A 14,027-nucleotide genomic window follows, 5' to 3' on the forward strand; every position below is an offset into this window, starting at 1 on the left:
GGATCGCCCCACGAGTCACAGGGTGTAGGTCCTGGCCACCGCCACCAGTTCGCTGCTGTGCGAGCCGAGGACACCGACACCCGGCGGGCGCGGCCGGAAATCCGGGACCGTGGGCAGGTCGTCGCTGCCGTCCATCACCCGGAACGTGACCGGGCCGGTGGACCGTACCGTCAATTCGATCTCGACGCCGGTCTCCGGCGGCGCGTGGAAGACGAACCCGAAACCCCACCTGCCGTCCGCCGGGATGCCGACCTCCGCCGGCCGGCCCCCGATCGTCGCCGCGGTCACCGGCGTCGCGGCCGCCACGTGCAGCGTGGTGAACCGGGCCGCCCGCTGCGGGTCGAGCAGCAGTCGCATGCTCCGCTGGTCGCCCGAGCGGGACTCGGACACCAGGGTCAGGGCCGGGGCGGGCAGCGTCGCGGTCGTCGCCGGGCCGGTGCGCAGCAGCTCCGCACCGAACGCCGGGAACCGGTCGGCCACCGTCGCCGGCTCGTTCGCCAGATGACCCGCGGTCCACGGCTGCGGCTCGGACTCCTCGCTCAACCAGACGGCCACACCGTCGTCGGTGTCCAGCGCGTACATCAGATGGGTCAGCGACGGGTGCTCGTCGTCGAAGGTGTCGACCGCCAGGCCGGTCACCACACACCCCACCACGGTCACCGTTGCGACGAGTGACGGCAGTGCCTTGCGTACGCGTACCGCAATCGTGTCCGGGTGTAGAAGATCGATCATCGGGAGCAGCGCCAGAGCGAGCAGGACGGTCAGGAACGCACCCACCCCGGCCATCGGCATGCCCAGCGCGGGGAAGAGCATCAGCACGGTCGGCAGCAGGATGACGATCGGGACCAGCGCGCCGACGGTCTGGACACCGAGCGCCGGCCAGGCCCGCAATCGTGCCGCGACCAGGGCGGCGACCGAACCGGCCAGGGCGGGCAGGGTGGCCAGGTAGGCGCCGCCCGGGGTGAACACGGCCAGCACCACGCCGAGGATCGCCAGCCAGATCAGGCCACCGGCGGTCAGCGCGGCCGGAGTGATCCGGCGCCGGAACAAGGCATACCAGACCAGGACGACGAGTACCGACAGGGCGATCACTGCCAGGCGGTACCACATCGGACGGTACGGGTCGATCGGCAGACCGCCGTACTCCGGGCGGATCGCCACCAGGGCCATCCACAGCCCCTGCGCCAGCAGCGGTGCCACCACGATCGGGATCAGGGCCATCGGCGCCGCGGCGAACACCCGGCGGCCCACCGTCCAGGCCAGGGCCAGCGCCACGATCAGCGCGAGCACCGCCAGTGGCAGCACCAGCTCACCCGGGTAACGGATCAGCAGGCCCGGCACCGGGAAGTAGGTGGCGTCCCCGGAGCTCCGGATCGTGCCCAGATCGAGGGCGCCGAACTCGCGGACCAGGGCGAGCGCGTTCGACCCGTGATGCTGCAGGCTGTCGCGGTCCATCGCCTCCGGCCGGTCGGTCGGCGCGTGATAGACCGCCGCGCCGTCGATGTACGCCGTGTTCAAGCCCAGGAACCGGCCCGACTCACGGAACGGGGTGAAATCGGTGTCGTTCGGCAACAATCGGTAGATCTCCACGGCGAAGGACGTGCCCACCGGGTACGGCGTCCGCGCGTACGTCTCGACCAGCTCCCGATTGCCCTCGGTGGTCTCGAACATGATCGCCGGGCCACTGCTGCCCCGCGCCTCCAGATTGAGCACCACGCCACCGTCCCGGGCCAGCGGATGCTGATCGACGAACGCCTTGGCCCCGCAGAGACAGGCCTCCTCGGCATCGGTGAGCACCAGCACCACGTCGTTGCGGGGCCGCTCCCCGGCGGTCAGCGCCCGCGCCGTCTCCAGAATGGTGGCGGTGCCCGCGCCGTCGTCGTTGGCGCCCGGGGCGATCTGCGCCGAGTCGTAGTGCGCCATCAGGAAGACCCGGCCCGTCGGGGCCGTGCCGGGCACCACCGTGATCACGTTGCGTACCCGGGCGTACCCGGTGCCGCCCACCGACGACGACAGGCCGGCGCCCTGCACCGACACGGTGTCCTGGACCTCGGGGGACAGGCCCAGGTCGCGGAGGGCGCCGATCAGATGCTCCCGGACCCGGTCGTTGGCGACACTGCCGGCCGGGTGCGGGGTGGTGGAGATGGTGCGTACCGTCGCGAATGCTCTCTCCGCACTGAAATCGGTCGCCGGTGCCGAATCCGCGCGCGCTGCCGGCGGCTGCGCCGAACGGATCGCCACGAACCCGGTCAAGACGAGCACTACCAGGGCGGCAGCCGCTTTGGTGAGAGCTGAGTCACGCATGAGCACATCTAATCGTCCGGGTGCGCCCGGCGGGTAGCCCGAAGATCGATTCTTGCGTGCAATAGCGTGGTCCGGGTGACTAAGCCGCTAGATCCAGCAGCCGTCATCGCAGAGTTCATCGAACGGGTGGCCCCGTACAACCCCCAGCCGGGCGCCGACCCCGTCGCCGTCCTCGGGGTGCGTACCGCGCTCGGCGAGGACGTCTTCACACTCAGCGATCACGTCATCCGTGCCCTGTGCCGCGCGATCGAGTCCTATCGCGACCCCGAAGACCGCGGCGACTGTGCCAACTGCGGTGGACGTCACCTGGACGAGAACCTGCACTGCCGGGACTGCGGGCAACTGCACGGCATCCTCGGCCAGGTGATCGCCGAACACGCGCGACGCGTCGCCGCCACCGGCGACGACTCCCGGTGACGACCGAAGTTGTGCAGCCGGGCCGCGTGGTACACGATTTGCGGGTCACCTATGCGTCGAGTGGGGAAACCGAATGACAGAGCGCTCGCTCGCACCCCGCAGGTACGCGCCCGCCCAGATGGAACGGTTGCGGATCCTGCTCGTCGAAGACGACGAAGGTGACGCCTTCCTGGTGCGTGAACTGCTCAGTGAGGCCGAGGCGCCGTTCGAGCTGACCGTGGCCAGCAGCCTCCGCCAAGCTCGCGAGATGCTGACCGACATCGAATGCGTCCTGCTCGATCTCGGGCTGCCCGACGCCGAAGGCATCGACGGGCTGCGCAAACTCCTCGCCGTCGCCGGCAGCGCCGCCGTCTGCGTCCTCACCGGCCGCTCCGACGAACACCTCGGCGTCCAGGCGGTCGCCGAAGGAGCCCAGGACTACCTGGTCAAAGGCCAGGTCGACGGGGTCTTGCTGATCCGCTCGCTGCGGTACGCGGTCGAACGCAAACGCGCCGACGAGAACGCCCGGCTGCTGCGCGAAGTCGAACTGCTCCAAGCCGAATCCGCCCGTCTCGAACGCGGCCTGCTGCCGAAACCCCTCAAGAAGGACGACTTCGGCATCGAGGTCGAACCGTTCTACCGCTCCGGCCGGGCCATGGGCCTGCTCGGCGGCGACTTCTACGACGTGGTCCAGGTCGGCGACGACAAACTCCACGTCATCGTCGGCGACGTCTGCGGCCACGGCGTCGACGAAGCCGCCCTCGGCGTCGAACTCCGGGTCGCCTGGCGGGCCCTCATCCTGGCCGGCGTCCCCGAGGAATACGTGCTGTCCGCTCTTGAACAGGTACTGATGACCGAACGGCGAGCCCGTGAGGTCTTCGCCACCGTCGCCTCCGCCGTCATCGACCTGCCCGCCAACCGGGCCACCGTCCGCGTCGCCGGACACCCGCCGCCCGTCGTCCTCTCCGGCGGCAAAGCCGCACCCGTCGCCGTACGCACCGGCATCGTCCTCGGCGTCCGGCCCACCCCCACCCCCGCCACCGAACTGGAATTCACCGGCGAAGACTGGTCACTGCTGATGTACACCGACGGGCTCATCGAAGGACGCACCGGCGCCGGCGACGAACGACTCGACGTCGACGGGCTCTGCAAACTCCTCGACGAACCGGAAGCCCGGGCCAAACCCCTACCCGAACTACCGGAATGGCTGGTGGCCCGCGCCGACCGGGACAACGGCGGCCCCCTCACCGACGACGTCGCCATGCTGCTGATCTCCCGGGGCGGTGGCCGGTGAGCGCCCTCAGCATCCGCACCTGGACCCTGCGCGGCCGGATCTTCGCGCTCTGCCTGGCCGCCGGCATACTCCTCGGCGGGCTCGGCGTGGTCGCCGCGATCACCGCCGCCGCCAACAACCGGCAGGTCGACGACGTGCTCGACCGGGCCAGCCCGATGCGGGCCGCCGGCGAGACCCTGAGCACCGCGCTCGTCAACCAGGAGACCGGCATCCGCGGGTACGCGATCACCGGCCAGGAGCGCACCCTCGAACCGTATCGCCGCGGCGTCGAGTCGGAAGCCGAACAGGTCGCCCGGATCCAGCGGCTCCTCGCCCCCGGCGACGACGAGATCCGCGCCGCCCTCGACACCGTCGAAGCCCGTGCCGCCACCTGGCGGGCCAACGTGGCCGAACCCCTCATGCGGACCGTCCAGACCGAAGGTACCTCCGCGGCCCAGGAACGCGTCGAAGCCTCCGACACCCGCGACTTCGACGAACTGCGCGGCGCCGTCAGCGTCATGCAGGACCACATCTCGGTGATGCGGGCACAATCCGCGCAGGACGCCCGGGACAGCAGCCGGATGATGGTGATCATCGAGGTCATCGCCGCCGCCATCATCCTGGCCACCGGCGTACTCCTGCTGATCCTCCTCGACCGGCTGGTCAGCCGGCCGATCCTGCACCTCGCCGGGCAGGTCCGCCAGGTCGCCGCCGGCGACTACGACAAACACATCGACGGCACTGTGTACGGGTCACCCGACCTGGCCGGACTCGCCGACGACGTCGACCGGATGCGACAACAGATCGCCAGCGAACTCAGCGAAGTCCGCGACGCCCGCCAACAGGTCGAGTGGATCAACAAGCAACTGCAGAACCAGGCCGAGGAACTCACCCGATCCAACCGGGACCTCGAACAGTTCGCCTACGTCGCCTCACACGACCTGCAGGAACCGCTGCGCAAGGTGGCCAGCTTCTGCCAGCTGCTGCAACGCCGGTACGCCGGGCAGATGGACGAACGGGCCGACCAGTACATCGCCTTCGCCGTCGACGGTGCCCAGCGGATGCAGCGCCTGATCAACGACCTGCTCGCGTTCTCCCGGATCGGGCGGCTCACCACCGGGTTCACCGATGTCGACCTGGGTAGGGTTCTTGCGGACGTACGGTCACAGCTCTCCACCCGGGCCGGTGAGGGCGCGGAGATCAGCTGGACCGGACTGCCCACCGTGGACGGCGAGGAGCCGCTGCTCACCACACTCTTCGTCAACCTGGTCGGCAACTCGCTCAAGTTCCGCCGCCCCGACGTGCCGGTCACGGTCCGGGTCAGCGCTGCACGCGACGACTCCGAGTGGAAGATCAACGTCCGGGACAACGGCATCGGCATCGAAGCCGAGTTCGCCGACAAGGTGTTCGTGATCTTCCAGAGGCTGCACGCGCGGGACGCTTACGAGGGCACCGGCATCGGACTGGCGATCGTCAAGAAGATCGTCGAATACCATGGCGGACGGATCTGGCTGGACGTCGATGTGCCGGAAGGCGCCTCGATCTGGTTCACCCTTCCGGTGATGCCGGGCATGGACGCCCTGGGCGAGGCGTCATCCGTTTCATCCGAGTCCGATCCGGCGGCTATCGCCGCATCGGAATCCGATGCGGCCGCACCTGAGGCGGCCGCACCTGGTTCGGCCGCACCTGGTTCGGCCGGGTCTGGTTCGGCCGGGTCTGGTTCGGCCGGGTCTGGTTCGGCCGGTTCCGGTACGGCCGGGTCTGGTTCGGCCGGGTCTGGGGCGTCCGCGTCTGTTTCATCCGTATCGTCCGAGGGTTCAGGTTCGGCCGAGTGGTCATCCGGTTCGTCCGATGGGTCATCCGGTTCGGCCGAGGGATCATCCGGTTCGTCCGATGGGTCATCCGGGGACGAGGAAGAGAAGGTGGGCACGTGAGCATGAATCGGGAGAACGGCACCCCGATCGAGGTGTTGCTCGTCGAGGACGACCCCGGCGACGTGCTGATGACGCAGGAGGCGTTCGAGGAGCACAAGGTCCGCAATCGTCTCAACGTCGTCTCCGACGGCGCGGAGGCGCTCGCCTACCTGCGGCGCGAGGGACAGTACGCGAACGCCGTCCGCCCCGACCTGATCCTGCTCGACCTCAACCTGCCGCGGCGGGACGGCCGCGAGGTCCTCGCCGAGATCAAGAAGGACGACGAACTCGGCCGGATCCCGGTGGTCGTGCTGACCACCTCGTCCGCCGACGAGGACATCCTGCGCAGCTACCAGTTGCACGCCAACGCCTACGTGACCAAGCCGGTCGACTTCGAGCGTTTCATCGCGGTCATCCGCCAGATCGACGAGTTCTTCGTCAGCGTCGTGAAGCTGCCGCCGCGTGCCTGACCGGATGCTGGATCAGGTCGCCGAACTCGTCCGCGAGGTGGCGCACACCGTTGTGCTGCCCCGCTTCAAACACCTGTCGGCCGACGAGGTGCACCAGAAGTCGCCCGGTGACCTGGTCACCATCGCCGACCAGGAGTCCGAGAAGGCGCTGACCCGCGGCCTCACCGCGCTGCTGCCCGGTTCGGTCGTCGTCGGTGAGGAGGGGGTGGCCGCCGACCCCAGGGTCCAGGACCGGCTCGGTGACAGCGGCGCGGTCTGGGTCGTGGACCCGGTCGACGGCACCAACAACTTCGCCCAGGGGCGGACCCCGTTCTGTGTGATGGTCGCCCTGGTCCGGGACGGCGAGACCACCGCGGCCTGGATTCTCGACGTGGTCGCGGACCGGCTGACCGTGGCCGAGACGGGCTCCGGCGCCTACCGTGACGGCGTCCGGGTGAAGACCCGCACCGACGACCCCGGCGCGACGGCCCTGACCGGCGTGATCGCCCACCGTTACTTCCCGGACGACCTGCGCGCACAGGTCCTGGCCCAGGCCGCCGGGCTGGGGAACCACCACATCGGGCGGCACTGTGCCGGCTACGAGTACCCAGCCGTCGCCACCGACGAGCAGCAGTTCGCGATGTTCTGGCGAATCCTGCCGTGGGACCACGTCCCCGGAAGCCTGATCGTCCGCGAGGCCGGCGGCGTCGTCCGCCACCTGGACGGCGCGGAGTACCGCCCCGTGGGCCACAAACGGGGCCTGCTGGTAGCCGCCAACGAGGACATCTGGACCTCGGTCCACAGCACGCTGTTCCCCGACGGCCGGCCCCCGGCCCACACCTGACCCGAGCCCGCCCCGGGGCGTCGCGCACGTCCCATGCTCGGCCCGCGACGTCGCGTCTGGCCCGCATCCGTTTTGTGGTGTCGTGCCTGGCCGGGGTCTGTGCCCCTCGCCGGGCGGTGCGCTCGACTCGTGCGAAATCCGGCCGGCCGGATGATTCGGTCTTCGCGGTCCAATATCGGGTGAGCGGCCCGTCACATTCCGCGGGTGACGCCGGGAACGGCCCTGGCGATCTAGGGTGCGGGCATGACGTCGTACCTCGATGAGCTCTTCGGGCTGACTGGGCGGACCGCTGTGGTGACCGGCGGCAGCTCCGGGATCGGCCGTGCCATGGCCCTCGCCCTGGGCCGTGCCGGCGCCCGGATCGTGCTGGTGGCCCGCCGGGAGGCGCCTCTGGTTGAGGTGGTGGCCGAACTGCGCGGCCACGGCGTCGAAGCCGGCTCGATCTCGGCGGATCTCGCCGACCGGGAGGCCGTCAAGGGCGCCGCCACGGCGATCATCGCGGAGTTCGGCTCTCCCGACATCCTGGTGAACTCGGCGGCCGTCAACCTGCGCCCACCTCTCGGTGAGTTGAGCGATGAGGTGTGGGATCTCACCCTGGCCGCCAACCTGACCGCCCCGTTCATGCTGGGTCAGGCCTTCGCCCCGGCGATGGCCGCCCGTGGCTGGGGCCGGATCGTCAACGTCGTCTCGCAACAGGCGTTCCGCGCGTACGGCAACAGTGGCGCCTACGGCGCGGCCAAGGCCGGACTGGTCGGTCTCACCCGATCGCAGGCCGAGGCGTGGTCTCCGCAGGGGGTCTGCTGCAACGCGATCGCCCCCGGAGTGGTGCACACCCCCCTGACCGATGCGGTCTTCGCCGATCCCACGAAAGTGTCGGTTCACACCGCCCGAACGATGATCGGACGCAACGGTGTACCGGGCGATTTTGCCGGTTGCGTCGTTTTTCTGGCTAGCAATGCTGGTCAGGCGGTCACCGGGCAGACACTCTTCGTCGACGGTGGATATTCGGCCACCTGATCGATCTCCCTTTCGCCTGCTGAGACACGGTAAAGTACCGGCGCTCACGACTTGGAGGTAACTGTGGCGGCCAGTCTCCCGCGCCGGTTCACTACCCTGCTCGCGCTTCTGGCTGCCGTTTTCGCGGTGGTCCTGGTCGCACCCGCCTCGCCGGCCCTCGCAGACCCCGAGGGTGGCACGAAGAAGTTGCGCAACGCTCTGGAGACCGCGGCCAAGGGCTACGACTCGGCGAAGACGAAGCTCGCCAACTCCAAGAAGCGGCAGAAGCTCCTGACCACCGCGCTGAAGCAGGCGGAGACGAACGCGTCGGCCCTGACCGCACAGGTCAACGAGGTCGCCGGCCGCTCCTATCAGATGGGCCGGGTGAGCACCGCCGGGTTGCTGCTCAACAGCGCGGACCCGAGTGACTTCATCGAGAAGGTCCAGAGTCTGGACATGCTCGCCCAGATGGACAGCGGCACGCTCGCCGAGTACCGCGACGAGATCGCCACCTCGAAGAAGGCCAAGCTCGCCCTCGATGCCGAGGTCAAGGAACAGCAGCGTCAGGTCAACGTGATGGCCAAGCGGAAGCGCGACGCCGAGATCGCCCTGGCCGAGGTCGGCGGCGGTTCGGCGGGTGGCTTCATCGACCCGAACTCGCCCGCGGCCGATCCCGCCCCGCGAAACTCCGACGGGTCCTGGCCCAAGGAGTCGTGCACGGTCAAGGACCCGACCTCGAACGGGTGCATCACGCCCCGCACCCTGCACGCCCACCAGCAGGCCCGGGCGGCCGGCTTCAAGCGGTACACGGTCTGCTTCAGTGAGCGCGCCTCCGGCGAGCACCCCAAGGGCCGGGCGTGTGACAACTCCGCGGCGTCCAGCGGCTTCGAGAACGTGGCGGCCACCGGCGGCGACAAGGCCTACGGCGACCGGCTCGCCGCGTACTACGTGAAGAACGCGAGCAGCCTCGGCGTGATGTACGTGATCTGGTACCGCCAGATCTGGATGCCGAGCACCGGCTGGCGTGCCTACAGCGCGAGCGGCGGCCCGGCGGCGGTACACACCAACCACGTACATCTGTCCATGCTCTAGAAGGTTCCTCAGCTTTCGCACAGGTGGAATGCGGCCTGTCGATGAGGTGGCACCTCCTCCACCGCCGGTAGCATCCCGGCGGTGGAGAACCAGCCGCGTGCCCTGCCCTCGGTCCTGGCGACCGCTCTGGCGTTCGGATCCAGTGGTGCCGTCCTCGTCCTGGAGATCGTCGCGTTGCGGCTCGTCGGGCCCTACGTCGGCGTGACCCTCCAGGTGAGCAGTTCGGTGATCGGAGTGGCGCTGGCCGCGATCGCCTACGGCTCCTGGATCGGTGGCCGTCTCGCCGACAAGTTCGACGCCCGGACCATGCTGGCGCCCGCCCTGATCCTGGGTGCGATCGGTACCGCGGCGACCCTGCCTCTCGTCCGCTGGGGCGGTGAGCTGCTGCGTGGTGGCGCCGCCCCGGCCGTGTTGATGCTGGCCGCCCTGGCGATCTTCCTGCCCGCCCTGGTGTTGTCCACGATCGCGCCGATGGTGGTGAAGCTCCAGCTCGCCGACCTGCGTCAGGCCGGCTCGGTGGTGGGCCGGCTGTCCAGCATCGGCACACTCGGCGCGATCACGGCCACCCTGGTGACCGGGTTCGTCTTCGTCGCGGCCATGCCGAGCAGCGCGATCGTCCTGAGCCTGGCCGTCCTGTTGGCGGTCAGTGGACTGGTGCTGGGCTGGTGGCTGCACCGCGACGGGACCCGCTCGAAACTGCCCGGGTCGCCACGGATCCGGGCGTCGCTGGCCGTGCTGGGGCTGGTCGGTGCCGGGCTGGGGGCCGCCGCGCCGACGCCCTGCGACGTGGAGACGGCTTATCACTGCGCGGACGTGACCGAGGATCCGTCGCGCGAGGGCGGCCGGACCCTGATGCTCAACTCGGCCCGTCACTCGTACGTCGATCTGAACGACCCGACCTACCTGGAGTTCGAGTACGTCCAGTGGATCGGTGCCGTCGCCGATGTGCTGAAGCCGGCCGGCACCCCGGTCGACGCGCTGCATCTCGGCGGCGGCGGGTTCACCGTCCCGAACTATCTGCGCGCCACCCGGCCCGGCAGTGAGCAGCTCGTCCTCGAACTCGACGGCGGGCTTGTCGATCTGGACGAGCGCAGTCTCGGGCTGAAGACCGGCCCGGACATGCGGGTGCGGGTCGGTGACGCGCGGGTGGGGCTGGCCGAGCGCCCGGACGCCTCCTACGACCTGGTCGTCGGCGACGCCTTCGGGCACCTGGCCGTCCCCTGGCACCTGGCCACCCGTGAGATGGCCGAGGACGTCGCCCGGGTGCTGCGCACCGACGGCGTCTACGCCCAGAACGTGATCGATTACCCGCCGAACCGTTTCATCCGCGCCGAGACGGCCACTGTCGCGGCGGCGTTCCCGCATGTCGCACTGATCGCCCCGCCCGCCGCGCTGACCGGGGACCGCGGCTCGAACTTCGTCATCCTGGCCTCGCACTCGCCGCTTCCGCTGGATGCCGTCCGTCCCGCCCTCTCGGCGCTGAAGGAGCCGGTCACCGTGCTCTCCGGGCCCGAGTTGACCGACTTCATCGGCGATTCCCGGGTCCTCACCGACGACTACGCGCCGGTGGATCAGCTGCTGGCGGGCTGACGCCGCTGCCGGTGCGGTGCCGCCCACGGTTTCCGAACGGGTTTTCGTGTGCGGCACCGTCGGGTGATCCCGGCGGGCGAGAATCGGCGCATGGGGCGAACGGAGCGAAACGGTCATGATGGATCGCTCCGTCTGGCCGGTCGCTACCGCCTGGTCGAGAAGCTCGGAACCGGCGGGATGTCGGTGGTCTGGCGTGGCTACGACGAGGTCCTCGGTCGTGACGTCGCCGTCAAGGTGCTCTCCCCGCAGCTGGCCGGCGACCTGGCCTTCCGGGACCGGCTCCGCCAGGAGGCGCTCGCCGCGGCCCGGCTCTGTCACCCGCACATCACCGGGATCCACGATTTCGGCGAGGCCCCGATCTCCGAGCGGTTGACCGTCCCCTACGTGGTCATGGAGCTCAACGACGGCGAATCCGTCGGCGACCGTCTCGGCCGGCAGGGCTCGCTCGACTGGCGGGAAGCCGTCATGATCGCCGCCGAGGTCGCGTCCGCACTGGCCACCGCCCATGCCCGCGGGCTGGTGCACCGCGACGTGACACCCGCGAACATCATGCTCACCGGCGCGGGTGCGAAGGTCGTCGACTTCGGGATCTCTGCGATCGTCGGCCAGCGGGACGCGGCACCCGACGGCAGCCTGCTCGGCACACCCGCCTACCTCGCCCCGGAACGGCTGGGCAACTCCTCGGTCTCGCCAGCCGCCGACGTCTACGCCCTCGGGATCCTGCTCTACCGAGCGCTCACCGGCCGGATGCCGTGGCCCGCGGTGAGCACCACCGAGGCGCTGCGCGCCCACCTCTACGCCGACCCCGAGCCGATCCCCGAACTGGACGGGATGCCGACCGTCGTCGCCGACCTGTGCCTGCGCTGCCTGGCGAAGAGCCCGGAGGAACGCCCGGCCGCCGCTGAGGTGGCGCGGTCCCTGGCGGCGACCGTCGGGCTGCGACCGGTCATCCCGCCCGTGCGACAGGGGGAGAACGCCGCGGCGCCCACGACCCGAGCGGTGGCGACGGTGCCGGGTGGCCGGTTCGGACGGCTCCGGCCCACCTCGGTGGCGACCACCATGCGGCTGCGTGCCGGTCTGCGGATCGGATCCGCCCTGCACCGAGGCTCGGTACGCCCACTCGGCGGTGGCCTCTTCCTGGCGAAGCGGCGCCGGCGGGCCACCATCGCCGCGAACCGGCTGACCGGGACCCGGGACCGGAAACCCGCGATAGCCGCCCTGGCCACTGTGATCCTGCTCGCCGGGACCGCGCTCAACTGGTCCGCGCGCCACGAGGCCTCGGACGCCGAACCGTCCCGGACCACCGAGGTGGGCGTCACCACTGCCGGTGCCGGTGCCACGGCGGAGGGTGCCACCGCGGTGGACGCCACCACGGAGGGTGCCTCCGCGATCGTGCCGGATCGTGGCCGATGCCTGGTCAGATACCAGATTCGACGGGACTCCGGCGCCTACTTCGAGGCACGGCTGAGCGTGATGACGACGGAGGCGTCGGCGTGGCGGGTCGAGTTCACCTTTCCCGGTACGCAACGCCTGGCCGCCCTGCCCGAGACCGTGATCCAGGAGGGCCGCCGGGTGGTGCTCGACGGGCGGGGGCGCTCCCGTGCCGTCACCCTGCACGGCGGTTATCGAGGCCGGAATCCGCTGCCGCTCGCCTTCACCTTGAACGGCCGGCCGTGCCGCGCCGAGGTCCTCGGCGGCACTGTCACCACCAGGCCACCGGCCGCACCCGGGGACGACTCGGTCAACGCGGCGACGGTCGAGCGCCCACCAGCCGGCAAGGAAGCGGCGGGCAAGGACCGTAAGCGCCTGCCGTCCCGTCGCGGCGGAACGGCGCGCAAGAACCCGGCGGTGGCCCCGCCCGGCCGGGACCTCATCCCCGCCCCGAAACGGTCGGCCGGCTTCTCTCTGGCGCTCTGAGCGCCGAGGCCGGCGATCGTCCGGATGAACCGCGGATAGGGTCGAGATCATGACGAGACTCGCAGTTGTCACGGGTGGCGGGACCGGGATCGGCAGGGCGACGGCGGGAATGCTCGCCGGCGAGGGCTTCGACGTGATCGTCGTCGGCCGCCGTGCCGAGGTGCTCGCCGACGCCGTGAAATGGATCGGACCGCAGGCCACCGCGGTGACCGCCGACGTCTCCGACCCGGCCCAGGTGCCGGCTGTGGTCGAGGCGGTGGCCGGCCGGCCACTCGACGTGCTGGTCAACAACGCCGGGGCGTACCTCTCCGGGGACGAGAGCAGCCTCCACGGAGTGGCGGACCGCTGGCGGGCCAACCTGGACTCCAACGTGCTCACCGCGGTTCTCATGACCACCGCGCTCCTTCCGCAGCTCCGCCGCCCGGGCGGAAAAATCATCCTGACCAGTTCGATCGCCGCCCAGCGTGGTGGCGGCGGTCCCTACTCGGCGGCCAAGGCCGCCCTGCACGGCTACGCCCTCGACCTGGCCACCTCGCTCGGCACCGAGGGCATCACCGCCAACGTCATCTCTCCCGGCTACGTCACCGACAGCGAGTTCTTCGACGGCCGGATGACCCCGGAAGGACACCAGAAGCGCGTCGACGCCACACTCGTCAAGCGCGCCGGCACTCCCGACGACATCGCCGAGACGGTCCGCTGGCTGGCCGGCCCCGGCGGCGGGTTCGTCACCGGGCAGATCATCAACGTCAACGGAGGCTCGGTCCTGGGCCGGTAGGCGCGGGCCGGAGGAGATCCGGCCGCCGCCACCCGCCTCGGGCGACGACGGCCGGCTCCGGTGGCCGGGCCCACCTCATCCCGCACCGCCGGTGAAGCGGCCCTCGTCAGGACGATTGGCCCGGAACCGCAGCCCCGACCATCGCTCGTCGATCGACACCTGCCCACACGGGCGCATGTCGAAGTCGGCGACGATCGGCCACAGCGAATCCCGGTTGATGTCGGCCTTGTTCCCCTTCGGATAGGCGATCCAGAACGCGCCCGGTTTGTCGAGGTCGGTACGGTGCTGTTCGAGCTGATCCCGCACTCCTGCGGCATCCTCGGCGAACAGCACCGCCGTACTCGCGGTCGCGAGGGTCGCCGTCTCCCGAACCCCCTCCGGCATCGGAGTGAGCAGCGGAAGCCGGGCCGGCTCGTTGAGCCAGACGGTCGAGTTCGGCTTGATCAGCAGTTTCTCGGCGATGGTTGTGCTCATGTCA

At 70.2% G+C, this 14,027-nt stretch carries 12 protein-coding genes; 10 read left to right on the forward strand and 2 right to left on the reverse strand.

The annotated features are described in order from the left end of the window. Nucleotides 1-15: 15 nt before the first annotated feature. Entirely contained in the window at nt 16-2,304 is a 2,289-nt protein-coding gene (locus tag ACQ0O7_RS03990) for a M28 family peptidase (protein WP_430780374.1), read from the reverse strand. 75 nt (nt 2,305-2,379) lie between these two features. Here ACQ0O7_RS03990 and ACQ0O7_RS03995 point away from each other — a divergent pair, with 75 nt between their 5' ends. From ACQ0O7_RS03995 to ACQ0O7_RS04040, 10 genes are all read left to right on the forward strand, one after another. Beyond that, a complete protein-coding gene (locus ACQ0O7_RS03995; RefSeq protein ID WP_430780375.1) occupies nt 2,380-2,721 on the forward strand; it encodes a hypothetical protein in 342 nt (113 codons plus the stop codon). Between the two features lie 73 nt (nt 2,722-2,794). Further along, nucleotides 2,795-3,994, forward strand: coding sequence for a PP2C family protein-serine/threonine phosphatase (locus tag ACQ0O7_RS04000; RefSeq protein WP_430780376.1), 1,200 nt, complete (start codon nt 2,795-2,797; stop codon nt 3,992-3,994). After that, nucleotides 3,991-5,907 carry a sensor histidine kinase gene (locus tag ACQ0O7_RS04005; protein WP_430780377.1) on the forward strand — a complete coding sequence of 639 codons (1,917 nt, stop codon included), beginning with the start codon at nt 3,991-3,993 and terminating at the stop codon, nt 5,905-5,907. Before ACQ0O7_RS04000 ends, ACQ0O7_RS04005 begins: the two co-directional genes overlap by 4 nt. A 2-nt stretch (nt 5,908-5,909) precedes the next feature. After that, a complete protein-coding gene (locus ACQ0O7_RS04010; RefSeq protein ID WP_430780555.1) occupies nt 5,910-6,356 on the forward strand; it encodes a response regulator in 447 nt (148 codons plus the stop codon). Between the two features lie 4 nt (nt 6,357-6,360). Beyond that, complete coding sequence (locus ACQ0O7_RS04015; RefSeq protein WP_430780556.1) at nt 6,361-7,179, forward strand: inositol monophosphatase family protein; 819 nt, start codon at nt 6,361-6,363, stop codon at nt 7,177-7,179. A 243-nt stretch (nt 7,180-7,422) separates the two neighbouring features. After that, the gene (locus ACQ0O7_RS04020) at nt 7,423-8,196 is read left to right on the forward strand and encodes an SDR family NAD(P)-dependent oxidoreductase (protein ID WP_430780378.1); all 774 of its coding nucleotides are present in this window, start codon (nt 7,423-7,425) and stop codon (nt 8,194-8,196) included. Nucleotides 8,197-8,259: 63 nt separating this feature from the next. After that, nucleotides 8,260-9,267, forward strand: coding sequence for a coiled-coil domain-containing protein (locus ACQ0O7_RS04025; protein ID WP_430780379.1), 1,008 nt, complete (start codon nt 8,260-8,262; stop codon nt 9,265-9,267). Between the two features lie 81 nt (nt 9,268-9,348). Continuing rightward, nucleotides 9,349-10,857 (forward strand): fused MFS/spermidine synthase, encoded by a 1,509-nt coding sequence (locus ACQ0O7_RS04030; protein ID WP_430780380.1) that lies wholly within the window; start codon nt 9,349-9,351, stop codon nt 10,855-10,857. Nucleotides 10,858-10,947: 90 nt separating this feature from the next. Then, nucleotides 10,948-12,774: a serine/threonine-protein kinase gene (locus ACQ0O7_RS04035; protein ID WP_430780381.1), complete on the forward strand. Its 1,827-nt coding sequence runs from the start codon at nt 10,948-10,950 to the stop codon at nt 12,772-12,774. Between the two features lie 49 nt (nt 12,775-12,823). Then, nucleotides 12,824-13,549 (forward strand): SDR family NAD(P)-dependent oxidoreductase, encoded by a 726-nt coding sequence (locus ACQ0O7_RS04040; protein WP_430780382.1) that lies wholly within the window; start codon nt 12,824-12,826, stop codon nt 13,547-13,549. Nucleotides 13,550-13,624: 75 nt separating this feature from the next. Here the strand turns inward: ACQ0O7_RS04040 and ACQ0O7_RS04045 are convergent, their stop codons facing one another. Next, nucleotides 13,625-14,023 (reverse strand): hypothetical protein, encoded by a 399-nt coding sequence (locus ACQ0O7_RS04045; protein ID WP_430780384.1) that lies wholly within the window; start codon nt 14,021-14,023, stop codon nt 13,625-13,627. Nucleotides 14,024-14,027 lie beyond the last annotated feature (4 nt).

This window comes from Actinoplanes sp. G11-F43, assembly GCF_050589265.1.
Taxonomy (GTDB): Bacteria; Actinomycetota; Actinomycetes; order Mycobacteriales; family Micromonosporaceae; genus Actinoplanes.